Source organism: Allotamlana fucoidanivorans, assembly GCF_006265225.1.
Lineage (GTDB): Bacteria > Bacteroidota > Bacteroidia > Flavobacteriales > Flavobacteriaceae > Allotamlana > Allotamlana fucoidanivorans.
Genome location: NZ_VDCS01000006.1, coordinates 75,335 through 97,915 on the forward strand (window position 1 = coordinate 75,335; position 22,581 = coordinate 97,915).

Genomic DNA, 22,581 nt, shown 5'->3' on the forward strand with positions numbered 1-22,581 from the left:
CATTAAAAAAGGGAATCATTTTAATTATTGATTCCCTACTTTTTTTCAGATTATAAATATCTTTATCTTAAATCAAATCTATCAAGATTCATAACCTTAACCCAAGCAGCAACAAAATCATTTACAAACTTTGGCTCACCATCATCTGCGCCATATACCTCAGCTACAGCACGCAACTCAGTATTGGAAGCAAAAATTAAATCTGCCCGTGTACCTTTAAACGTTACAACACCTGTTTTCCTATCGGTTCCTTCAAAAATAGTATCATCATCATTTACAGCCTTCCAAGTATAGGTAAAGTCAAGAATATTCTTAAAGAAATCATTAGTTAAATACTCTACATTTTCTGTAAAAACACCAAGGTTAGAACCATCATAATTAGCTCCTAAAACACGTAAACCACCCACCAAAACAGTCATTTCTGGTACACTAAGTGTTAATAAATTTGCTCTATCAACCAGTAAATCTTCTGCTACCACGTTTACTTTTGTACTTAAATAATTTCTAAAGCCATCACCTAGCGGTTCCAAATAAGAAAAAGATTCGATATCTGTCTGCTCTTGAGACGCATCACCTCTACCTCCTGTAAACGGCACTTCAACCGTATAGCCTGCCCGTTTTGCTCCCAGCTCAACACCTACAGAACCTCCTAAAACTATTAAATCTGCTATTGAAATGGCTCCATTGAATCCCTTTTGAATACCTTCATAAACACTAAGAACCTTTGCTAACTCGTTCGGGTTGTTCACTTCCCAATCCTTTTGAGGGCCCAATCTTATTCGTCCTCCGTTTGCGCCTCCGCGCATGTCAGATCCTCTATATGTTGAAGCTGAAGCCCATGCTGTTTTTACAAGTTCAGAAACCGTTAGCCCCGAAGCTACAATCTGGTTTTTTAAGGCAGAAACATCGGCCTTACTTAACTCATAATCTACTTTAGGAACAGGATCTTGCCATAATAATTCTTCATGAGGAACTTCAGGCCCTAAATACCTAGAAACGGGCCCCATATCTCGATGTGTTAATTTAAACCATGCTCTAGCAAAGGCATCTTCAAGTTCTTGTGGGTTTTCATGAAACCGCTTTGAAATTTCTAAAAACCCAGGATCTAATTTTAAAGCCATATCAGCATCCGTCATCATCAACGCTTGTTTTTTTGATGAATCGCCCGCTGTTGGTGCCATTCTGGCCTGCGATTCCTTTGTTGGCGTCCATTGACTAGCACCAGCAGGACTAGTAGTTAACTCCCAATCATAATTAAGTAACACATCAAAATAATCATGATCCCATTGTATAGGATTCGGTGTCCAAGCGCCTTCTAACCCACTGGTTATAGCATCGTCAAGCACTCCCGATTTGAATGTATTTTTCCACCCCATACTCATTTGCTCTATAGGAGCTCCTGCAGGTTCAGCACCTACATATTGATCTGGATTAGCCGCACCATGGGCTTTTCCAAAAGTGTGCCCTCCTGCTGTTAACGCTACAGTCTCTTCATCATTCATTGCCATTCTACCAAAAGTTTCACGCATTAATTTTGCCGAACCCAAAGGATCTGATTTTCCATTGGGTCCCTCAGGGTTAACATAAATTAATCCCATGTGCGCAGCTCCTAAATGCCCTTCTAGCTCATTATTTTCAAAACGTTCTGCATTTCCTAACCACTCGGTTTCAGACCCCCAGTATACATCTTGTTCTGGTTCCCAAACATCAACTCTCCCACCTGCAAAACCAAATGTTTTAAACCCCATAGACTCTAAAGCACAGTTTCCTGCCAATATCATTAAATCTGCCCATGATAATGCTTTACCGTATTTTTTCTTAATTGGCCACAAGAGTAATCGTGCTTTATCTAAATTACCATTATCTGGCCAACTATTTAGTGGTGCAAATCGCTGATTTCCTGTATTAGCACCTCCTCTGCCATCTCCAACACGATACGTTCCAGCACTATGCCAGGCCATTCTAATCATTAAAGGTCCATAATGCCCATAATCTGCAGGCCACCATTCTTGAGAATCTGTCATTAAATCAATCACTTCCTGCTTTAGTTTTACAAAATCAATACTTTCAAAAGCTTTAGCATAATCAAAATCTTCTCCTAACGGATTCGATCTACCATCATGTTGTCTCAATATGTTTAGCTTGAGTTCATTTGGCCACCAATCTCTATTTTTGGTTCCGCTACCAGCGGTTTCTTTTTGGGTTCCCCCAAAAAAAGGACATTTACTAATATCCCCATTGTTAATATTGTCCATTATATATGTGATTAAATTATAAATTAATTTCCCCTAAATTTAATCAATTATTTATCGATTTCGGATAAACTACATTTTTATATATTATCTATTCATTGATAAAATTTATTTTAAAACACATTATTCATAGAAAATAAAAATAGTTGTAGATTTTAAGAGATGTTATCCATTTTCATTATCAAATGTTATTTAATATTACTACTTTTAAAATCCAAAACAAAAACACTATGGCACATATTACTTTGGGCGGAAACCCGGTAACAACTTCAGGTGATTTACCAAGTATTGGTTCACAAATAAAAGACTTTGAACTAGTTGCAACAGATTTATCAAGTAAAACATTAAGTGATTTTAAAAACTATAAATTGATTTTAAACATCTTTCCTAGTGTAAACACTGGTGTTTGTTCGGCGTCTGTAAGAGCGTTTAATAAAGCAGCCTCAGAATTAGAAAATACTAAAGTGTTATGCATTTCAAGAGACCTACCTTTTTCTCAAGAACAATTTTGTGCTGCTGAGGGATTAGAAAATGTGGTTATGCTTTCTGATTATAAAACTGGGCAATTTGGAAAAGATTATGGCCTGATTATGCAAAATGGTATTTTTGATGCGTTGCTGTCAAGATGCATTATTATAACCAACGAAAATAACAAGGTCATTTACACAGAACAAGTTCCCGAAATTGGTCAGGAACCAAATTATGAGGCCGCATTGAATGCGCTGTAATGATCAAACAGGAATCTTTTTTCATTAACCGATTAAAAAGTGTTGGCTACGCTTTTAGAGGGGCTTTATTACTACTTAAAACGGAGGCTAGTATTCAAGTTCAATTTGTCATTGGATTCTGTGTTACCGTTGCAGGGTTTTATTTTAAAATCTCCGCTTTTGAGTGGTTAATACAATGTCTTGCCATTGGGTTAGTCATAAGCATGGAAGGCATAAATACAGCCATTGAAGAAATGGCAAATTTCATTCACCCAGAACATCACAAAAAAATTGGTTTAATAAAAGATATTGCGGCCGGCGCCGTATTTATTGCCTCTGTTTTTGCATGCATTGCTGGTTTAATTATTTACATTCCAAAGATTTTTTAAATACTATTCTTTTTAGGATAAACGTTAGTAATTTGTATTTTTGTCGCACTGTGAAAACCATTATTTTTAACCTTATAATTGTAAGACACATAGAATCAACAAACCCTTAATGGCTAAACGAAAACCTAAAACTAGAAAGGCACCTACTAAAAGATTAAAAATGCCTAGCCTAAAATTATCTAGCCAACAAAAATTGGTATTTGGTAGTTTTTTAGTCATTAGTGGCTTACTTCTTTTTATTGCATTTTTTTCTTTTTTATTTACAGGTGATGCCGATCAAAGTGCACTTTCAGAATTTGCTTCGCGTGAGATAAAAACAAAAAACTGGCTAAGTAAATCTGGTGCTTGGATTAGTCATTTTTTTATTCAACAAGGTTTTGGTATTGCCGCTTTTATTTTCTCGGGGTTAGTTTTTTTATCTGGCGTTTATGTTCTTATGGACTTAAAGGCATCAAAACTAAGAAAACATTGGTTTTGGGGCATTCTAATCGTTATTTGGTTATCTATTCTACTTGGTTTTTTTAATGAACAGAATGATATTTTAGGAGGTGTTATAGGATTTGAAATAAACACATTTCTACAAGATTATATTGGAAAAACAGGAACATCACTTCTGCTCCTCTTCGGATTAATAACCTACTTAGCTTTACGTTTTAAAATTACATTTGAAACCTTTATTAATATTTTCAAAAAAGCTAAGCGTAACATTAAAAGTGAATTATCTGACACCTCTGAAGATGTTTTTGTGCCGTTGGACAATAATTTATCTGATGAAGCGGAAGCCATTAAATCTGCTTTTGACATATCTTTGGAAGATGACTCGTCAGAACCGTTAAAAGAAGAGCCAAAAAGTAAACCTAATCAACCACTTGAGGTCAATATTACTAAACCAGAAGCTGAAGAAGAATCTGAAATAGAAATAAAAGTTGAGCAAGTAAAAGAAGAAGTTTCAGAAACCGATAATCTCGCCAATAAATTAGTTGAAGACTTCGGGCAATTTGATCCTACTTTAGAGCTTGCCAAATACCAATTCCCCACTCTCGATTTATTAAAAAAATATGATGCCGAAGGTATTAAAATAAATCAGGACGAACTTGAAGAAAACAAAAACAAAATTGTTGAAACTCTTAGTAACTATAAAATTGGTATTGCCAGTATAAAAGCTACAATAGGACCTACAGTAACCTTATATGAAATTGTACCTGATGCTGGTATTAGAATTTCAAAAATTAAAAACCTAGAAGACGATATAGCTTTATCACTTTCTGCGTTAGGCATCCGTATTATTGCCCCTATTCCTGGTAAAGGGACTATTGGTATTGAAGTGCCTAATAAAAATGCTACCATTGTATCTATGAGGTCTGTGATTGCATCAAAGAAATTTCAGAGCTCGGAAATGCAACTTCCTATTGCCTTGGGAAAAACCATTAGCAATGAAACATTTGTGGTAGACTTGGCAAAAATGCCACACTTACTTATGGCGGGAGCAACAGGTCAAGGTAAATCGGTTGGTTTAAATGCTGTTTTAACCTCACTACTCTATAAAAAACACCCAGCAGAAGTTAAGTTTGTTTTAGTTGATCCTAAAAAGGTAGAGCTAACACTCTTCAATAAAATTGAACGCCATTATTTGGCCAAGTTACCTGATAGCGAAGACGCCATTATAACTGATAATACCAAAGTTATCAATACATTGAACTCTTTATGTATTGAAATGGATAACCGCTACGAGTTACTAAAAAATGCCATGTGTAGAAACATTGCAGAGTACAACGCTAAATTTAAGGCCAGAAAATTGAACCCTAATGAAGGCCATCAATTTTTACCTTATATTGTTTTGGTTGTTGATGAGTTTGCTGATTTAATCATGACCGCAGGCAAAGAAGTAGAAACACCAATAGCCCGTTTAGCACAACTTGCCAGAGCCATTGGTATTCACTTAATTATTGCCACCCAACGGCCTTCGGTTAATGTAATTACAGGTATAATAAAAGCAAATTTCCCTGCTAGAATAGCTTTTAGAGTAACCTCTAAAATTGATTCTAGAACTATTCTTGACGGGGCTGGTGCCGATCAGCTTATTGGTCGTGGTGATATGCTCTACACACAGGGCAATGATCTTATTCGAATTCAATGCGCATTTGTTGATACCCCAGAGGTTGAAAAAATAACAGATTATATTGGCTCGCAAAAAGCGTACCCTGATGCTTATATGCTTCCTGAATATGTAGGTGAAGAAAGTGGCACAAGTCTTGATATTGATATCTCAGATAGAGATAAGCTATTCAAAGATGCTGCCATAGTTATTGTAACAGCACAACAAGGCTCAGCTTCTTTATTACAACGAAAATTAAAATTAGGCTATAACAGAGCGGGCAGATTGATAGATCAGCTAGAAGCTGCAGGTATAGTAGGTCCATTTGAAGGCAGTAAAGCCAGACAAGTACTAATCCCCGATTTAATCGCTCTTGATCAGCATTTAGAAAATGAAATATAATTTTATAAAAATGAATAAATTTTTCACCCTATTAATACTCACTTTTTCGCTTCAAGTGTTTGCACAAAATGATGCTAAGACTCTTTTAAATGAGGTTTCAAACAAGGTAAAAGGTTACGGCAATATTTCTCTTGAGTTTAAATATGTTCTAGAAAACACCGCTGAAAACATAAAACAAGAAACTAAAGGAGACGTTGTTATGGCAGGTAACAAATACCGTTTAAACATCCTTGGTATTACTCAGCTTTTTGATGGAGCCAAACTTTATAGTATAAGTACGGAAGATGAGGAAGTTACTGTGAGTTCAGACGATGATGAAAATGAAACAATTGCACCTAGTAAAATGCTTTCGTTTTATGAAGACGGCTATACGTATAAACTTGATATCACGCAAGATATTAAAGGTAGGAAGATTCAATATGTGAAGCTTACTCCAATTGATTCTAACTCTGAAATTAAAGAGCTTTTTTTAGGCATAGATGCGCAAACAAAACATATTTATAACTTAATTCAAGTAGGTATTAACGGCACAAAAACCACTTTAACTGTTAATTCTTTTGAAACAAATCAGCCTTTACCAAAAGGCTTGTTTACCTTTGACGCTAGCAAATACAAAGATTATTACATCAACAACTTAGATTAAGTAAACTAGTGAAGATACTAGATCGCTATATATTAACAACGTACCTAAAAACTTTTCTCAGCGTGTTTATCATACTTATGCTGATTTTTGTTTTACAAACGGTTTGGCTTTACATAAAAGAACTAGCTGGAAAAGATCTTGATTTAATTGTGATTTTTAAGTTTTTAGCGTATTTCATGCCTAAATTAATTCCTTTAGTTTTACCATTAACCATTTTACTGGCTTCCATCATGGTGTTTGGAAGTTTTGCTGAAAACTATGAGTTTGCAGCCATGAAATCTACAGGAATTTCGTTACAGCGCGCCATGTCTGGCTTAAGTATTTTTATTGTTATTCTCGGCATTGTAACCTTTTTCTTTTCAAACAATGTTATCCCTTGGGCAGAATTAAATTCTTATAATTTAAGACGAAATATTGCCAAAATAAAGCCTTCTATGGGGATTGCTGAAGGCCAGTTTAATGAAATTGAATCGACACCTTACAATATAAAGGTAGAAAAGAAAAGTGGAGACCGCGGTCAATTTTTAGAAGATGTTACCATTCATGTGAAAGGATCAAATGGTAGAACCAATTCTTCAGTAATAAAGTCAAAAACAGGAGAACTTGCTAGTGAAGAGGATTCAAATGTTTTAAAATTGATTTTATTAGACGGTTATTATTACAGCGATATGGCCGCCAAAAAACCTGCTGAAAAAAATAAAAAACCCTTTGTTAAGAGTTACTTTGAAAAGAAAATTATAAATATTGATTTATCTGAATTAAATAGTGTTGATTTTGATGAGCAATCACAAACGGACAAATACAATATGCTAGATGTGGTTGATTTGAATAAAACAATTGATTCTCTTGTGGTAAAAAGTAAAGACGATCACGAATCTTTTTCAAAAAACTTATTTCAAAGATCAGGTGTTTCTATATATCGTCCTAAAAAACAAGCAAAGGATTCGGTTTACCTAGGTCCTATTCTTGATGTTTTTAATACAAAGCAAAAATTACAGGTGGTTGATGCTGCTATAAAGGCATTTACAAGTTCTAAGCAAATATTAACTTCAAAAGAAGAAACAACAAAACTTTCTAAAGCCTGGTTAAATAGGCATATTATTTCTTTACATGAAAAATTTGCCTTAGGTTTTGCTTGTGTTATCTTATTCTTTGTTGGGGCACCATTAGGCGCCTTAATTAGGAAAGGTGGTATTGGTTTACCTATGGTTATTGCTATCGTGCTATTTCTAACCTATCACTTTATAGGTATTTTTGCAACCAATAGCGCTAAGGGCGATGGTATTAACCCTATTCTAGCAAGTTGGTTTTCTACCTTGGTTATGTTACCGCTTGGTATATTTTTAACCAAAAGAGCCACAGAGGATCGTGGTTTGTTTGAAACAGATGGTTTGTTAGAACCTCTAAAAAAACTATTTCGCATAAAAAAGAAAGCGCTGCTTGAAGATTATTCATCCTTCCCTAAATCAAGTGAAGAATATAGGCGTTTAAATAAAAATGAAAACAATACTTTAATTGATATTGTTAGAAATTATAACCAATATGAGTATTCTTTAAAATATAGAAATACGGCCTTAGCAGTCTTAGATTCCAGAGGAATTACCAAACAACAACTAAAATTTGCCGGACATTTTAAAAATCAAAAATATGAAGATTCTTTACGCTTAAAGAATACGTTTGAAGAAGATTCTAACTTGGCATTGGTTTTATATATTTTTATGACGCTTCTTATTTTAGTTGGAAGTATTTTAAAGAACAATAAGTTTCCTGTAACTGGCAATATTCTATTTATTTTAGGAATTCTCATCGGAATTATTTTCTTATTTGCTATTTCCAAATCTTTTTTAAGTTTTGCAAGCTATAACAAGCATATAGATAATGAATCCAAATATAGTGGCCTTATTTTTTTATTAGTTGGCCTGCCATTATATTTTATTGTATACGTCTATACTAAAAAGAAATTCAATCAAGATTTGAACATCAGAGAACACAACAAAGGTTAGCATTTGTATATCTTCGTTCTATTATAACAAAATTGTGCATTCATTAAAATTAGCAATATCTTTGCACTATGACACCACAAACAATGACAGCAGAAAAGCAATCGAAAGCATACCAACTAAACACTATTCATGAAGCCATTGACGATATAAGAAATGGTAAAGTAATTATAGTAGTTGATGATGAAAACAGGGAAAATGAAGGTGATTTTTTAGCCGCTGCAGACAAAGTTACACCACAAATGATAAATTTCATGGCAACCCATGGTCGTGGATTAATCTGTGCGCCATTAACTGAGAATAGATGTAAAGAACTTGAGTTAAACATGATGGTTAGCAACAATACAGACCCCATGGAGACTGCCTTTACTGTTTCTGTAGATTTACGTGGAAAAGGTGTAACAACAGGGATATCTGCAAGCGATAGAGCTAAAACCATAAAAGCATTGATTGACCATGGTACTAGGCCTTTTGAATTAGCACGTCCTGGGCATATCTTTCCTTTGGTTGCCAAAGAAGGTGGTGTGTTACGAAGAACGGGGCATACCGAAGCAGCCATTGATTTTGCCCGGTTGGCTGGTTTGAATCCCGCTGGAGTTATTGTTGAAATCATGAATGAAGATGGCAGTATGGCACGTCTTCCTCAATTATTTGAAGTGGCTGAAAAACTAGATTTAAAGATTGTTTCTATTGAAGATTTAGTGGCCTACAGAATGCAACACGATTCCTTAATTGAGAAAAAAGAAGATTTTCAAATAGAAACACGATTTGGAAGTTTTAGATTAAGAGCCTACAAACAAACTACTAACAATCAAGTACATATAGCATTAACAAAAGGACAGTGGAAAGATAATGAGGAGGTGCTTACTAGAATTAATTCTACCTTGTTTAATAATGATATTTTAGGCACATTAACTAATAATGCGGACAAGCAGCTTGATGACATGTTCAAGGTGATTAATGATGCTGGAAAAGGCGCTATTATCTTTATAAATCAAGAATCACAGTCTATGAATATTTTAAATAGATTAGCCTATTTAAAAGAGCATCAAGATTCAAATATTATTGCTAAAGCACCAAAAGTTAATATGGATAATAGAGATTTTGGTATTGGCGCACAAATTCTCCATGATTTAAATATTCATAAGTTAAAACTCATTTCAAACACCAAACAAACCAAACGTGTTGGTTTGATCGGGTATGGATTAGAAATTGTTGAATACGTTAATTACTAGTTACAAACAACTTTTTATAGTCTCAACCATTTTTTTAGCTCTAGCCTTTACTTCATCTTCTGACCACGATAGTTTTATAAGGCATGAAATGTTTCTTGCTATATAATAATCTGACTTATTGAAGGCTTTATCTGCTAAGTATTTTAGTCCCTCTTTAACTTCAGTAGAAATTGGGAATAACGATTTTAGGTCTTTTAAATGCTCCCATTTTCGGATATAATGCCAGTTGTTATTATAATAATGAAAACAACCATCTACCCCATTCGCTTTAAACCTCTCTGAAACTTTAGTAGCAATTTCTAAATTGGGCAAAAAGAAGTTTAAAAAAGCATAACTCTCTTCCCCACCTTGCGGCACCGTTCTAAAAGTAACTTCAGGAATTACGGACAAGGCTTCTCTTAATATGGTATAATGACGCTTCTGAATATTGATAAACTCAGGTAGCCGTTTTATTTGAGCCAGACCAACTGCAGCATGTAATTCTGAAATTCTAAAATTATAACCCAAAAAAGGATGCGATTCTGCGCCTCTATCATTCCCTACATGGTCGTGTCCATGATCACTGTAATGATCGGCATTCAAATAGTAAGATTTATTATTTGTTACCACGGCGCCTCCTTCCCCACTTGTAATGGTTTTTACAAAGTCAAATGAAAAACAACCTAAATCACCAATACTGCCTAAAGGTTTTCCTTGATATGTTCCGCCAATGGCTTGACAAGCATCTTCAACCAACAGCAAATTATGCGTATGGCATATATCTTGTAAAGCAGACATATTTGCCATACTACCACACATTTGTACCACCATAACGGCTTTGGTTTTAGGTGTAATTGCTTCTTCTACAGCTTTAGGATCTAAACCAAGCGTATCATCAATATCCACCAAAACAGGAATGGCGCCCAGCAACATGATAGCTTCAAAGCTTGCTACAAAGGTAAACGTGGGCATAATCACCTCGTCTCCTGCTCCTACTCCAGCCGAAGCTAAAGCTACCGAGACAGCTGCCGTACCACTTGATACCAATTGTACATATTTTGATTGCAAGGTGTTTTGTAGTTCGGCTTCTAGTGCTTTGGCCTTCCAATGTCCGTTGCGCATACCATCAAAACCATAGCGCATAAGTACGCCATTATCTAAAACATCGTTTACTTCTTGTCTTTCTAACTCTCCAAATAATTCAAATCCTGGCATATTTATTTTTTTTGCAGTTGTGAGCGCGTTAGGGATTGAGCGGTGTGTCTGAGCTCCTTGAAAAGAGCGAGTAGCGAAAGCCCGACCCTTGTGGTAACGCCCTTATGTTTATTTATAATTCTATGACGGCTTCTCGAATAGGTTTTCTCACTTTTTTAAATGATGAGAACGTGTCGTCATCGGCACGGTAGCCTACTGGCAACAAAAGCACCGATTTTAACCCTAGGCTATCAAGTTTTAAAATTTCATCATAGGCTTTGGGCACAAACCCTTCCATGGGGCAAGCATCAACACCTTCTATGGCACAAACGGTCATTAAATTACCTAAGGCAATGTAGGCTTGCTTTACAGACCACTGCTGACGCTCTTTTAAAGACTTACTTTTCATCATTTTAATAAGATCATCTCGGTAGGGTTTAAGAATATCTTCTGAGGTCTTTCTTATTTGTTTTATGTTATTATAATAACTAACAACATCTTCTTCTTTTATATCCTTTTGTATACAGATAACAAATAGATGTGAGGCGTCTAACACTTGTTTTTGGTTATAGGCATGTTCAACTAGCTGGGAGCGCAACACTTTATTTTGAACAACAACCAGCTTAAGCGTTTGTAACCCAAACGAAGTAGCTGTTAAATTAAATGCTTGCTTTAAAACCTCTAATTTTGATGTGGAAAGCTTTTTATTAGCGTTAAATTTTTTTGTTGCATAACGCCATTTTAATTGCTCAATAGTGTTCATTATAGTATTTTCTATTTCTGCAAAAATAAGGTTTGAATTTTTGATTCTTGCTGTAATCTCAAATAAAAATGCTCTAATTAATTAGGTTGAAAAAAAATATCAGAAAAAAGTTTAATTTTATTTGAAAGAATTGAAAAAGGGTTCTATATTTGCACCCGCAATCAGGGAAATACCTGATGAGACACTCAAGGAGAAATGGCAGAGTGGTCGAATGCGGCAGTCTTGAAAACTGTTGAGGGTCACACCTCCGGGGGTTCGAATCCCTCTTTCTCCGCAGACAAAACCCGTAATAACACTAAAAAACAGTGTTTTACGGGTTTTTTGATTTAAAAAATGTACGATTTTTGTACGGTTAAAACTTCTTGTTTTTTCTTCTAGCTTAAATTGACTAACAATATCAAAATGTGTAATTAGCAGTTCGGGCAATAATAACTTGAGTAGGTCTATTGATAAATGTAAGGTCTTAGCTTTTTTCTACAAAAATATCTTTCTTGTTGAAATCCACACACAACTTTTGGGATTGAGCCCTTTTTATCAAATTTTGACAGGAAACTTTGAGATTAAAACACCTGTTTCTAGTGCAATAAAGACCTCTATTTTCAATGTAACCACCTTATAACCAATTCTTTTTTACTTCATTAGACACGGCAGGTCAGAACAGGACAGCTGCTCTACCAAAATGTCTTAATTTTATAATTGATTAGGTCTATTAAAAAACACATGAAAAAGAAAAACTTAAAAGTAGGTTTATTCATTCCCTGCTATGTAAATCAACTCTATCCTCAAGTAGGTATTGCTACCTTAGAATTACTGGAAAAACTTGGTGTTGATGTGCATTATCCTCAAGGACAAACCTGTTGTGGTCAACCTCTTGGCAACTCGGGTTATGAAGAAGACTCAAAAGGCATCTGCCAACTGTTTGTTGAAAACTTTAAGGCATACGATTATATAGTAGGTCCATCAGGAAGCTGCATTTATCATGTAAAGCATCATTTTGATATCCTTGAACAAACAGAGGACGTTAAACGCGTTAGAGATAATGCTTATGAACTTTGCGAATTCATTGTTAAAGTTTTAGGAAAGAAAGATCTTGGAGCTTCTTTCCCTCACAAGGTTGGACTGCATAAAAGCTGTCATGGTTTACGCGGCCTAAAACTTGGATCATGTTCAGAGGTAAAAGGTGAACATTATTCAACAGAAGAAGATTTACTAAATAATGTAAAAGGCTTACAACTCATGTCTTTAAACAGACAAGATGAATGTTGTGGATTTGGAGGAACCTTCTCTGTTTTTGAAGAGACAATTTCAGTTAAAATGGGTAAAGACCGTGTTAACGATCATATTGCAAGTGATGTTGAAGTACTTACCGGTGCTGATCATTCGTGCTTAATGCATATGGAAGGTTTAATTAACAGAAACAAACAACCACTAAGGGTAATGCATATTGCCGAAATTCTAAATAGTACTTTATAATTATGAATCACGCAAAGCGAGCAACAGAATTTAATAAAGACGAAGCTAAGGTAAACTGGCATGACAAAGCCCTCTGGTACGTTAGAGAAAAACGGGATAAATCTGCTCACAATGTTCATGGTTGGGAGTATTTGAGAGAATTAGGTTCAGCACTAAAAGCCAACGTACTTTCAAACTTAGACACCTATTTGGTGCAATTTGAAGAAAATGCCAAAAAAAATGGTGTTCATGTGCATTGGGCTGCTGATGCCAAAGAACACAATGAGATTGTTCTGAGTATTATGAACAAGCATAAGGCTAAAAAAGTGGTAAAAAGTAAATCAATGCTTACTGAAGAATGCCACTTAAATCCTCACTTAGAAAAACACGGTATTGAAGTCATTGATACCGATCTAGGCGAGCGCATTGTACAATTAGCTGAAGAACCACCTAGTCATATTGTACTTCCGGCAATTCATAAAACTAAAGAAGATGTTGATGTATTATTCCAAGAACATTTAGGTACAATACCCAGTCAAGGCAACCCAGAGTATTTGGTTGGTGAAGCCAGAAAACACCTAAGAAATAAATTTTTAAACGCCGATGTTGCCATTACGGGTGTAAATTTTGCAGTGGCAAACACAGGAGGTTTTGTAGTGTGCACAAATGAAGGTAATGCTGATATGGGTGTACATCTAGCAAAAGTGCATATTGCCTGTATGGGTATTGAAAAAATAATTCCAAGGGAGGAACATCTAGGTGTGTTTTTAAGACTATTAGCCCGCAGTGCAACGGGTCAACCAATAACCACATATTCCTCACATTTCAATAAGCCAGAGGAAGACAAGGAAATGCATATTGTAATTGTTGATAATGGAAGAACAGAACAATTAAGCCGAGAAGATTTTAGAGCTTCTCTTCACTGCATTCGTTGTGGAGCATGTATGAACACTTGCCCTATTTACAGAAGAAGTGGTGGACATAGTTATGACTACACCATTCCTGGTCCAATAGGATCAATTCTTTCTCCTGGAAAAGATTTGAAAAAACACAGTTCGCTTCCCTTCGCCTCTACCCTTTGTGGTTCATGTTCAAATGTTTGTCCAGTTAAAATCAACATACACGAACAATTATACAAATGGCGCCAGGTTATTGTAAAAGAAGAACCACAGCCTGTTATAAAAAAGACGATAATGAAAACGGCTGGTAAGGTCTTGGCAAACCCTAAATTATTTGAAGTGGCAGGAAAATCGGCTCGTTTTGCATTAAAACACGCGCCAAGATTTATGGTATATAATAAGTTAAACGCTTGGGGAAATGCAAGAGATTTACCAGAAGTGAAAGGCGATAGTTTTGAAGAATGGTATAAAAAAAGAAATAAAAACAATGAGTAGAGCAACTATTTTAGGTTTAGTAAAAATGAATAAGCCAGAATCATTGCCGCTTCCGGTTATTGATGAAAACGCTTTTAAAGAAGAAATTGATTTAAAAGAAACATTTAAAAGCAATGTAACGCTTGTTGGTGGACAAATAAAAGAGATTGAACCCAATTCTATTGATTCTGAAATTCAGTCGCTTTACCCTAATAAAACCAAAATTGTCAGTATAACTAATAAAAGTACTTTAGGAACTGTCCAGATATCACCAAATACTGATCCGCATACATTACAGGACATTGATTTGGCTATTGTAGAAGGTGACTTGGGGGTTTCTGAGAATGGCGCTATTTGGGTAACGGGAGAGGCCTCTATTCTTAGAGCTCTTCCTTTCATAACAAATGATCTTGTTATTCTTTTAGATAAGACAAAAATATGCCTTCATATGCTGGATGCATACAAACTAATAGCAAAAAGAGACAGAACTTTTGGTGTCTTTATTTCAGGACCTTCAAAAACAGCCGATATTGAACAATGCTTGGTTGTTGGAGCGCACGGCGCAATGAGTTTGACGGTTTTATTGATATAACGCTTTCTTAATTCACAAAATCACTTGATATATCAATGGAAAGCCTTCCTTTTTTATTAATTGAAATTGGGATGCTTTTTCGTTTTTAGAAGATTTGTAAAACCAATATTTCTTAAAACGTTTAGAACCATTTGTGGCAATAATCTACAAAAGGTGTTTCGGCTACTCCTTTAAAACTTTTACCAGAAAAATCCATTCCTGTAATTTCAATACACTTTGCTCCTGTTTGGTCAAATAGTTGTTTAATTCATTTGTACTCTTTTTCATCTAAAATATAAAAGTCCTTAGAACAATCTACTTGACTCTTTTCAAAGCACTCACATGAAGTAGACACGTAAATATAGGAGTAAAAATTACAACTATCAAAATCAATATCCAACCCGTCTCCTACACAATTTGTTATACTTATCGCTAACAAGGATAACAAAATAACCTTTAAACTGATACCTTGTATTCTTTTCATTATTCCAAAATGTATTAATTAAACACTGTGAAATTATATTAATGCATTCAAAATACTATCCAAGAATATGGTCATTGGATAATTTCGGATACTTTTTCAGGTAAAACTTATTGATACATCAAAGTTTATAATAATCTAGTTTTTTATTAACTTTAAAGGAATAAATTGTCCAGCATTCTCTCCTAAATATTTTACAGGACTAATTAATACGTATATGTTATAGCTTTGATAATGTGTATTAAGCTATGTCATTAATTAGGTAATTAAAAACCATGCTAAAATTAAGAGACAAATATAACAGAGAATTTTTGTTTGTCCTACTATGGTCTTGTTCTCTGATGGTAAATAGTCAAATTGTAGAACAAACAATTTTTGCCAAACCAGACAAAGAACACCCTTTAATGGATTTAACCAAAATAATTTTTTCAGAAGAAATATCCTTGTCTTTTAATATTTCCAATATTTGGGTAAAAGCCTCTTTTTCTGATATTGAGAATGAAAAAAAACGAGATTCAACATATTTAAATAGGCTGTTAAAAAAACTGGAAAATGACAGCTTAAATCCAGCTATACTGGTGGATATTGGCACACATTACGAAAACATAAAACACACTAAGCTGGCACGTCAATACTATATTAAAGCTCATCATTCTTTAAAACAGCCGCTTCAAAAGATTCGAAAAAAACACCATATAGATAGCGCTAGATATTTTACTTTAAATGGTCTAGTAAAAACTAAACTAGGACATGCAAATGCAATTAACGATTTCAAACAAGCAGTGGCTATTAATCCCCTAGATTCTATTGCAATAGCAACATATCCAGTTTTGTTAATTGAAAAAGGTAAGACAGAGGAATATGATTCTTATACATTAGAGGTAAATAAGGCTAATACAACATGTAAAACCTTCCCTTATTTCATGTTAATTATGGGCGAAATAGTTAACAAAGCACCTCAAATTGTCAAAAGTACAGAACTAGACATTGAAAGTATAGATCATATATCCACTAATTATGATGATATTTTGAATTTTCAAAACCTAAATACATATGCCTTAAAATGCAAAGAAAATCAGGAGATTCAAAACGCTAGGCTTATGAGTGATATCCTAGGACTTTTTGTAAAAATAGCTATGAACAATCCGACTATGAATAATGAAATTTCAAACTACAAAAATCACCATATTAATTTTATCAAAAATTATAATTTAAAAATTAACAGTTTTAATGCCTATGAAATTAACAAGATTTATGAAATAATATTCAGTTTAAAACAACTAGAAAAAGATAAAAAACTCAATGAATATGCTATAAACCATTGTTTAGGTATGTCATATTTTTTTCTCCAAGACTTGAATACCGCCGAAGCGTATTTCAAAAAAGCCATAGCCATTTTTCCTAATGAAAACCTAAGTAAATTATTTAATTTTGATGATAGCTACAATGCGTTGAGCAGCATATACACCTTACAATCAGACACTTTAAATTATAGAAAAGTTCTTAAACAACACATTGATAGAACTCAAAATGTAAGAAATACTTCGGACAGCCATATGAAACTTGCCATGAATTATTTTGTCAATGATGATTTAGATAAAGCAGAAGCATCCTGTAAAAAAGTAAGGGTAATGAATCCCAATCACTTTGACGCTTCAAGATTAATGGCACATCTTAATTTTTTAAAAGGCAAGAAATTAAAGACCCTGTTTCTACTTCAAAGTGCTGGTAGACAAATTAAAAATGATCAAGATTTTTATAATTTACTTATGCTATCGTCTATATACCAAATTTATGATGGTAAAAATAAAATAGCATATTCTAATATTGAAAAAGCTATGAAAATAAAAAATAATGAATGTGCTTTGTGTGATAAACTATTGCAGGACTACTTAACTAACGAAGTAAAAAATTAATAAAAATATTCTTAAATGCTTTACGGTAACACATTTTTAAAATCAAGAATAACTTCGTTCAGTATTCTAATAATTATTGGATTTTTGAATATTCATACAATTTATAGTCAGAGCAAAACTATTCCCATCAATCCAGAACTTGAAAATAATAGTGATAGACTTAAGGTTAAACTTGACACACAATGGGGTAATAAAATTCCAAAGATTAAATTTGGAGATTATAGGGTAGTTGATAGCCAAAATGACTGGATGAAGACCAAAGGAAAATCAAATTTTTGGAATACAAGATCTGAATATAGAACGGAACATAAATTCTCTTTTGTTTTAAACCATATAGAAATAGGTTCGGTTATTGTAAATACTTTAAGCGAGGTTTCTATGAAAGAAGTAGAATCCTTCAAATTGTTCAGTCTGGATAATTTCGATTTTTACGTTGGCCCAGATGATGATTATTCTAAAACACAAATTTTTACTTCGGAAATAACAAGTGAAAATGGTAATGGTGAGGTATGGAGCTTTTACCTAGCACAAACTGAAAACAGCGATATTGGATCTATTGATGAAGGTTTCTTGGCTTATGAAAATCGATTCATTTTTATTAAGCCAATCAGTTCCAATAAAAATCGAAATAATTCGCTAATAGCCCCAGATGCTTATGGTTATGAGTTTTTCGAGCATAATAAATGTTTGGGGGCAGTGCAATGCCGTGGCCGTGGTATTTCGGGAAATAACAAGAAAGTCATTTGGATCAAGTCAGACCTCGAACCAAAAATGAAATTAATTTTGGCGGCTGCCATGACCGTAATTATCCATACTCTAAAATGAAATATTTTAATTTTCTGGAATCCCAAAATTGACTCACGTTTTTATGCTACTTTCAAAACGTAATAATTAAAAAACTCAGTTAAACATTTAACTGAGTTTTTTAATTATTTCAAGTACACTATTTTAATTACTAGCTATCTCTAGTAGTACTTAGCGTAAACTACTTTGGTGTGTAAATATTCTTCCATACCGTGTTTTCCATCGGCACCACCAACACCAGATTTTTTCCATCCGGCGTGAAAACCTTGAATGGCTTCAAAATGCTCTCTATTCACGTAAGTTTCTCCAAAATGAAGGCCGTTTGTAGCTTTCATGATGTTGTTAAAGTTTTCTGAGAATATAGATGAGGTTAAACCAAATTCAGTATCATTTGACATGGCAATAGCTTCATCAAGTGTATTGAATTTCATTACAGGCAATACAGGTCCAAATACTTCTTCTTGGATAATTTGGCTATCTTGCTTACAATTAGTTAATACTGTTGGCTGATAAAAATAACCTCTATCAAATTGATCGGGTTGTTTTCCTCCCACAAGCACTTCAGCTCCTTCTTTCTTAGCAAATTCAACCATCTCAGTAATTTTGTCTAACTGTGATTTTGACACCAAACTACTCATATCGGCATTAACTCCTGTTAAAGCATCTTCAACAGTTACTTGACTCATTTTCTTGGTTAGCTTTTCAACAAACTCGTCATAAATACTATCCTCAACATAAACACGCTCCGCACAATTACAAACCTGTCCGCTAAAGATAACTTTAGAGGATACAATAGAATTTAAAGCTAATTCCATATTAGCATCAGCACAAACAATTGCAGGCGCCTTACCTCCTAATTCTAACGATACTTTTGTAATGTTCTCTGCTGCAGCACCAATTACTTTTTGCCCAGCTCCTACACTACCTGTTAAACTAATAATTCCAGTGATAGGGCTTTTAGAAAGGGCGTTTCCAACCGTTCTTCCTGCTCCACATACAAAATTCAAAACACCTGCGGGTAATTTAATCTTCTGAATAAAATCAGCAAATTCCATAATAGTATTTGGTGCTTCAGAACTTGGCTTAATAACACAGGTATTACCTGTAATTAATGAAGCAGCCACTTTACGTGCCATTACAAAAAACGGGAAATTCCAAGGACAAATACCTACAGCTACACCAATGGGTACTTTGTGTAAATAAATATGCTCTTTCTCACGATCACTTTGAATGATCTCACCTTCAATACGTCTTGCCCAACCTGCATTATAATCAAAATAATCTGCAGTTACATCAATTTCAACTTGTGCCAACCCTATAACTTTAGCCTGCTCTTTTGATAAGGTTTCGGCTAAAAAAACACGATTCTCTCTAATCACATCAGCCATCTTATGTAAAAAGGCTGCGCGTTGAATTGCTGGTAAAGCTTCCCAAGCTGGTTGTGCCGCTTGTGCAGCCTCTAAGGCATTATTGGCATCTTCAACTGTTCCTGTTGAAATGGTACTGATCACTTCTTCCGTACACGGATTTACTATTTCAATAACAGATGTAGCTTTTGAGTCTACAAATTGTCCATTAATATACTGTTTGTAATGTTTCATTTTACTAAATATGTAAGTTTGATTCTCTTTTTATGATAAAAATTTCTTTCTTAAATCCTCAACTTGGTCATCATTGATAGGCACCATTTCCCCTAGAGAATTTCCAAGTACTATAGATTTTGCACTAAACTCAGCAACTTCTAAATAATCAAAAGTTTGTAATAATTTATCTCCTGTAATGATTACCGAATCATTTTTAATAATCAAGGCTGTTGAACAGTTTTCAACTATTTCTGCATTGTTACTCTCTCTAAAATGCGAGCCATATTCAGCTAAATCAATATCCTGAAGGAAGATCCAACTCTCAGGTATTGTTCTTACATTCAAATATTCTCCAGTTACTCCAAAGGCCATTAAATATGGCGATTGTGTCATGATGATAGAATTTACATCTGGGTTTTTATTGTAAATTTCTTGGTGCATCCATGCCGCTCTACTTGGTGTTTTACCAGCTTCTCGATGTCCGTTTTTCACTTGTACTATATCATCTAAATCAATATCCCAACGGTTAATATCTGTAGGGGTTATTAAAAAGTCACCACCTTCTAAGCGCATAGAAACGGTACCGTAAGAACTAATCATCAAGCCTTGTTGGCACGAGCGCTTAACGATATTACAGATCTCTAAACGCTTCTCTAACTCATCTGGCGTGTATTCTACCGATGCCATTTCTGGTAAAACACCTTTGGCTTGTGATTCAAAAGCATCGATTTGTTCATCGGTTAAATAATTTGGTATTCCTATTTGTGTTCCGTACAAAATGGTTCTTGCACAAAATTCTAAGGCTTCAAAACGCTCATAAGCATCGGTTAAATCACTTCCGCCTAAAACCGTACCGTGGTTTTCCATGATGATGGCTTTATACCCCTTATCAAATTCCTCGGCTATAACAGCTCCTAAATCTTCACTTCCTGGCAATCTGTATTTTGCATATCCTATAGGTCCACAAATATGTTTGGCTTGTGAAATTACATTGGTATTTGGTATTTGTCTCACAATACTAAACGACACTAATGCCGGTGGATGCGCATGAATCACAGATTTAATATCTGGTCTGGCTTCATAAATGGCTTTGTGAAAAGGAAACTCAGACGATGGTTTGTGTTTCCCAATGATGGTTCCATCTTTCTTTACACAAATGATGTCTGATGCGCGTAATGACCCTTTATCAATGGCTGAAGGTGTTACCCAAATATCGCCATTATCATCAATAATTGAGATATTACCTCCTGAGGTGGTAGTCATACCACGTTTATAAATTCTATCTATTACCTCCGTAATTTGATCACGAGGGTGTACTAACTTTATGTTTTTTGACATTTTAAATAGTTTTGTATTTACTGTTTTACCCGCCTATAATAAAAGGCACGTGTTTTTTTAAAGCGTAATTCTTCTTTAAAAACTTAGAATTTAATTTGGTGTCAGATATCGAAATGGCAGCCCCTAATGCTGAACCTAATGAAGCATCGGTTGTACTCAGCTTTTTACTTCTAAAACTATGTGATAATAGTTTGATAAATACATCATTATTGCTAAAACCACCATCTACATAAATTCTAGAGATGTCATCTGTACCAACTGCTTGTTCAATAGATTTAATTTGTAACAATACCAACTCATGCATTAATTGATGGTAGGCATACTCATAAGTATCATAGGGCATTTGTGTGGTATCGGGCATGTTGTCATCCTTTAAACCTTCCCAATTGTAACAATACTTAAAGTTGGTAATGATGTCTTTATAAATACCATAATCAAACTTTACAGTTCTGTGATACTCATCATTAACACCATAATAATTATCTAACTTGGCTACCTGAACTTTGTATTCGTTTCCTAAAAACAATCGTGTAGCTTTTACGGGTTTCCCATTGATACGCATGTAGTTTATGGTATCTCCGTCATCATCCGCTGAGGCAATAGGGTTTTGTGTAAACGGATTAAATACAATACTCCAGGTACCTGTTGATACCAATACAAACTTTTTACGAATACTTCTTACATATGGTAGAAGTGCCGCTGAACTATCATGTATACCCACACCTATTTTGATGCGCTTACCATTATAATTCATATTGATACTGGTTTCTGTTGATACGATTGGTGGTAATATTTGATCTAATCCCTCCTTATAAACCCAAGGATGGTAATCCTTTTTATTATAGTCCCACAAGGCTGTATGACATCCTATACTGGTATATTCACTTAAAGGAATTCCCGCAAACACATAACTTAAATATTGTGGTAAGTGCAAGGAGTATTTAATCTTCTTAAAGACCTCTGGTTGCTTGTGCTTTAACCAGTACAATTGCAAGCCAGAATTAAGCATACTCAAATCAGCACAACCTGTTGTTTTTAAAAACGCTTCTTTTGGACCATACTTCATAAAAAAGTCATCTATGATGTTTTGATCAAGTGGCTTTAAATAGTTGTAAAGCGGTGTTAATGGCTTACCATTTTCATCAATATGCACAAAACTAGCGCCGTAAGTTGAAAAATTAATGGCTTTAACATTAAATTCTTTGGCTTCTAAAATACGATCAAATACCCCTTTTAGCCATTCTTGTAAAGCTGGAAGATTCTCGGTGGGAAAACCATCTTCATCTACAATCTCATCAAACGAGATATACTCTTTGTGTACTTCTTTAAAGTTTTTATCAAATAAGAAAAACTTTTTGTTGGTTTTTCCTATATCAAAAACCGCGGTTACATTTGTTTTCATAT

At 34.5% G+C, this 22,581-nt stretch carries 17 protein-coding genes and 1 tRNA gene; 12 read left to right on the forward strand and 6 right to left on the reverse strand.

The annotated features are described in order from the left end of the window. Positions 1-62: 62 nt before the first annotated feature. Positions 63-2,255, reverse strand: a complete 2,193-nt coding sequence (katG, locus tag FGF67_RS07150; RefSeq protein ID WP_139696202.1) for a catalase/peroxidase HPI — start codon at positions 2,253-2,255, stop codon at positions 63-65. A gap of 227 nt (positions 2,256-2,482) precedes the next feature. Here katG and tpx point away from each other — a divergent pair, with 227 nt between their 5' ends. The 6 genes from tpx (at position 2,483) to ribB (ending at position 9,723) form a co-directional block, all read left to right on the forward strand. Further along, a complete protein-coding gene (gene tpx / locus FGF67_RS07155) occupies positions 2,483-2,980 on the forward strand; it encodes a thiol peroxidase (RefSeq protein WP_139696204.1) in 498 nt (165 codons plus the stop codon). Then, positions 2,980-3,348 (forward strand): diacylglycerol kinase family protein, encoded by a 369-nt coding sequence (locus tag FGF67_RS07160; RefSeq protein ID WP_139696206.1) that lies wholly within the window; start codon positions 2,980-2,982, stop codon positions 3,346-3,348. Before tpx ends, FGF67_RS07160 begins: the two co-directional genes overlap by 1 nt. A 109-nt stretch (positions 3,349-3,457) precedes the next feature. After that, a complete protein-coding gene (locus FGF67_RS07165) occupies positions 3,458-5,845 on the forward strand; it encodes a DNA translocase FtsK (protein ID WP_139696208.1) in 2,388 nt (795 codons plus the stop codon). A 10-nt stretch (positions 5,846-5,855) separates the two neighbouring features. Then, the gene (locus FGF67_RS07170; protein ID WP_139696210.1) at positions 5,856-6,488 is read left to right on the forward strand and encodes a LolA family protein; all 633 of its coding nucleotides are present in this window, start codon (positions 5,856-5,858) and stop codon (positions 6,486-6,488) included. An 8-nt stretch (positions 6,489-6,496) separates the two neighbouring features. Then, complete coding sequence (locus tag FGF67_RS07175) at positions 6,497-8,491, forward strand: LptF/LptG family permease (protein ID WP_139696212.1); 1,995 nt, start codon at positions 6,497-6,499, stop codon at positions 8,489-8,491. Between the two features lie 68 nt (positions 8,492-8,559). Beyond that, positions 8,560-9,723, forward strand: coding sequence for a 3,4-dihydroxy-2-butanone-4-phosphate synthase (gene ribB, locus FGF67_RS07180; RefSeq protein WP_394344299.1), 1,164 nt, complete (start codon positions 8,560-8,562; stop codon positions 9,721-9,723). On the opposite strand, the gene FGF67_RS07185 is transcribed toward ribB, so the two are convergent. After that, positions 9,724-10,917 carry a DegT/DnrJ/EryC1/StrS family aminotransferase gene (locus FGF67_RS07185; protein WP_139696214.1) on the reverse strand — a complete coding sequence of 398 codons (1,194 nt, stop codon included), beginning with the start codon at positions 10,915-10,917 and terminating at the stop codon, positions 9,724-9,726. Positions 10,918-11,029: 112 nt separating this feature from the next. After that, positions 11,030-11,659: an NAD(P)H-dependent oxidoreductase gene (locus tag FGF67_RS07190; RefSeq protein ID WP_139696216.1), complete on the reverse strand. Its 630-nt coding sequence runs from the start codon at positions 11,657-11,659 to the stop codon at positions 11,030-11,032. A gap of 189 nt (positions 11,660-11,848) precedes the next feature. On the opposite strand from FGF67_RS07190, the gene FGF67_RS07195 reads away from it, so the two are divergent. From FGF67_RS07195 to FGF67_RS07220, 6 genes are all read left to right on the forward strand, one after another. Next, positions 11,849-11,933: transfer RNA gene (locus tag FGF67_RS07195), tRNA-Ser, on the forward strand. A 446-nt stretch (positions 11,934-12,379) separates the two neighbouring features. Next, on the forward strand, positions 12,380-13,132 hold the full coding sequence (locus tag FGF67_RS07200) for a (Fe-S)-binding protein (protein WP_139696218.1): 753 nt from the start codon (positions 12,380-12,382) through the stop codon (positions 13,130-13,132). Positions 13,133-13,134: 2 nt separating this feature from the next. After that, positions 13,135-14,505 (forward strand): lactate utilization protein B, encoded by a 1,371-nt coding sequence (locus FGF67_RS07205; RefSeq protein WP_139696221.1) that lies wholly within the window; start codon positions 13,135-13,137, stop codon positions 14,503-14,505. Beyond that, positions 14,498-15,076 (forward strand): LutC/YkgG family protein, encoded by a 579-nt coding sequence (locus tag FGF67_RS07210; RefSeq protein ID WP_139696223.1) that lies wholly within the window; start codon positions 14,498-14,500, stop codon positions 15,074-15,076. Before FGF67_RS07205 ends, FGF67_RS07210 begins: the two co-directional genes overlap by 8 nt. 735 nt (positions 15,077-15,811) lie before the next feature. Continuing rightward, positions 15,812-17,452 (forward strand): tetratricopeptide repeat protein, encoded by a 1,641-nt coding sequence (locus tag FGF67_RS07215; RefSeq protein WP_139696225.1) that lies wholly within the window; start codon positions 15,812-15,814, stop codon positions 17,450-17,452. Positions 17,453-17,467: 15 nt separating this feature from the next. Further along, on the forward strand, positions 17,468-18,277 hold the full coding sequence (locus tag FGF67_RS07220) for a hypothetical protein (RefSeq protein WP_139696227.1): 810 nt from the start codon (positions 17,468-17,470) through the stop codon (positions 18,275-18,277). A 140-nt stretch (positions 18,278-18,417) separates the two neighbouring features. Here FGF67_RS07220 and aldA read toward each other — a convergent pair whose 3' ends face one another. The 3 genes from aldA to FGF67_RS07235 are packed head-to-tail and all read right to left on the reverse strand — an operon-like array spanning position 18,418 to position 22,579. Then, positions 18,418-19,857: an aldehyde dehydrogenase gene (gene aldA, locus FGF67_RS07225; protein ID WP_139696229.1), complete on the reverse strand. Its 1,440-nt coding sequence runs from the start codon at positions 19,855-19,857 to the stop codon at positions 18,418-18,420. A 30-nt stretch (positions 19,858-19,887) separates the two neighbouring features. Beyond that, the gene (locus FGF67_RS07230) at positions 19,888-21,177 is read right to left on the reverse strand and encodes a class II aldolase/adducin family protein (RefSeq protein ID WP_139696231.1); all 1,290 of its coding nucleotides are present in this window, start codon (positions 21,175-21,177) and stop codon (positions 19,888-19,890) included. A 25-nt stretch (positions 21,178-21,202) separates the two neighbouring features. After that, a complete protein-coding gene (locus FGF67_RS07235; RefSeq protein ID WP_139696233.1) occupies positions 21,203-22,579 on the reverse strand; it encodes an FGGY-family carbohydrate kinase in 1,377 nt (458 codons plus the stop codon). Positions 22,580-22,581 lie beyond the last annotated feature (2 nt).

Bases quoted from the DNA above. Each gene is read 5' to 3' on its own strand.
- aldA (WP_139696229.1), bottom strand. From the start codon at position 19,857: ATGAAACATTACAAACAGTATATTAATGGACAATTTGTAGACTCAAAA.
- FGF67_RS07220 (WP_139696227.1), top strand. From the start codon at position 17,468: ATGCTTTACGGTAACACATTTTTAAAATCAAGAATAACTTCGTTCAGT.
- FGF67_RS07205 (WP_139696221.1), top strand. From the start codon at position 13,135: ATGAATCACGCAAAGCGAGCAACAGAATTTAATAAAGACGAAGCTAAG.
- FGF67_RS07185 (WP_139696214.1), bottom strand. From the start codon at position 10,917: ATGCCAGGATTTGAATTATTTGGAGAGTTAGAAAGACAAGAAGTAAAC.
- FGF67_RS07200 (WP_139696218.1), top strand. From the start codon at position 12,380: ATGAAAAAGAAAAACTTAAAAGTAGGTTTATTCATTCCCTGCTATGTA.
- FGF67_RS07210 (WP_139696223.1), top strand. From the start codon at position 14,498: ATGAGTAGAGCAACTATTTTAGGTTTAGTAAAAATGAATAAGCCAGAA.
- FGF67_RS07160 (WP_139696206.1), top strand. From the start codon at position 2,980: ATGATCAAACAGGAATCTTTTTTCATTAACCGATTAAAAAGTGTTGGC.
- FGF67_RS07215 (WP_139696225.1), top strand. From the start codon at position 15,812: ATGCTAAAATTAAGAGACAAATATAACAGAGAATTTTTGTTTGTCCTA.
- FGF67_RS07230 (WP_139696231.1), bottom strand. From the start codon at position 21,177: ATGTCAAAAAACATAAAGTTAGTACACCCTCGTGATCAAATTACGGAG.
- FGF67_RS07170 (WP_139696210.1), top strand. From the start codon at position 5,856: ATGAATAAATTTTTCACCCTATTAATACTCACTTTTTCGCTTCAAGTG.
- FGF67_RS07165 (WP_139696208.1), top strand. From the start codon at position 3,458: ATGGCTAAACGAAAACCTAAAACTAGAAAGGCACCTACTAAAAGATTA.
- ribB (WP_394344299.1), top strand. From the start codon at position 8,560: ATGACACCACAAACAATGACAGCAGAAAAGCAATCGAAAGCATACCAA.
- FGF67_RS07235 (WP_139696233.1), bottom strand. From the start codon at position 22,579: ATGAAAACAAATGTAACCGCGGTTTTTGATATAGGAAAAACCAACAAA.
- katG (WP_139696202.1), bottom strand. From the start codon at position 2,255: ATGGACAATATTAACAATGGGGATATTAGTAAATGTCCTTTTTTTGGG.
- tpx (WP_139696204.1), top strand. From the start codon at position 2,483: ATGGCACATATTACTTTGGGCGGAAACCCGGTAACAACTTCAGGTGAT.
- FGF67_RS07190 (WP_139696216.1), bottom strand. From the start codon at position 11,659: ATGAACACTATTGAGCAATTAAAATGGCGTTATGCAACAAAAAAATTT.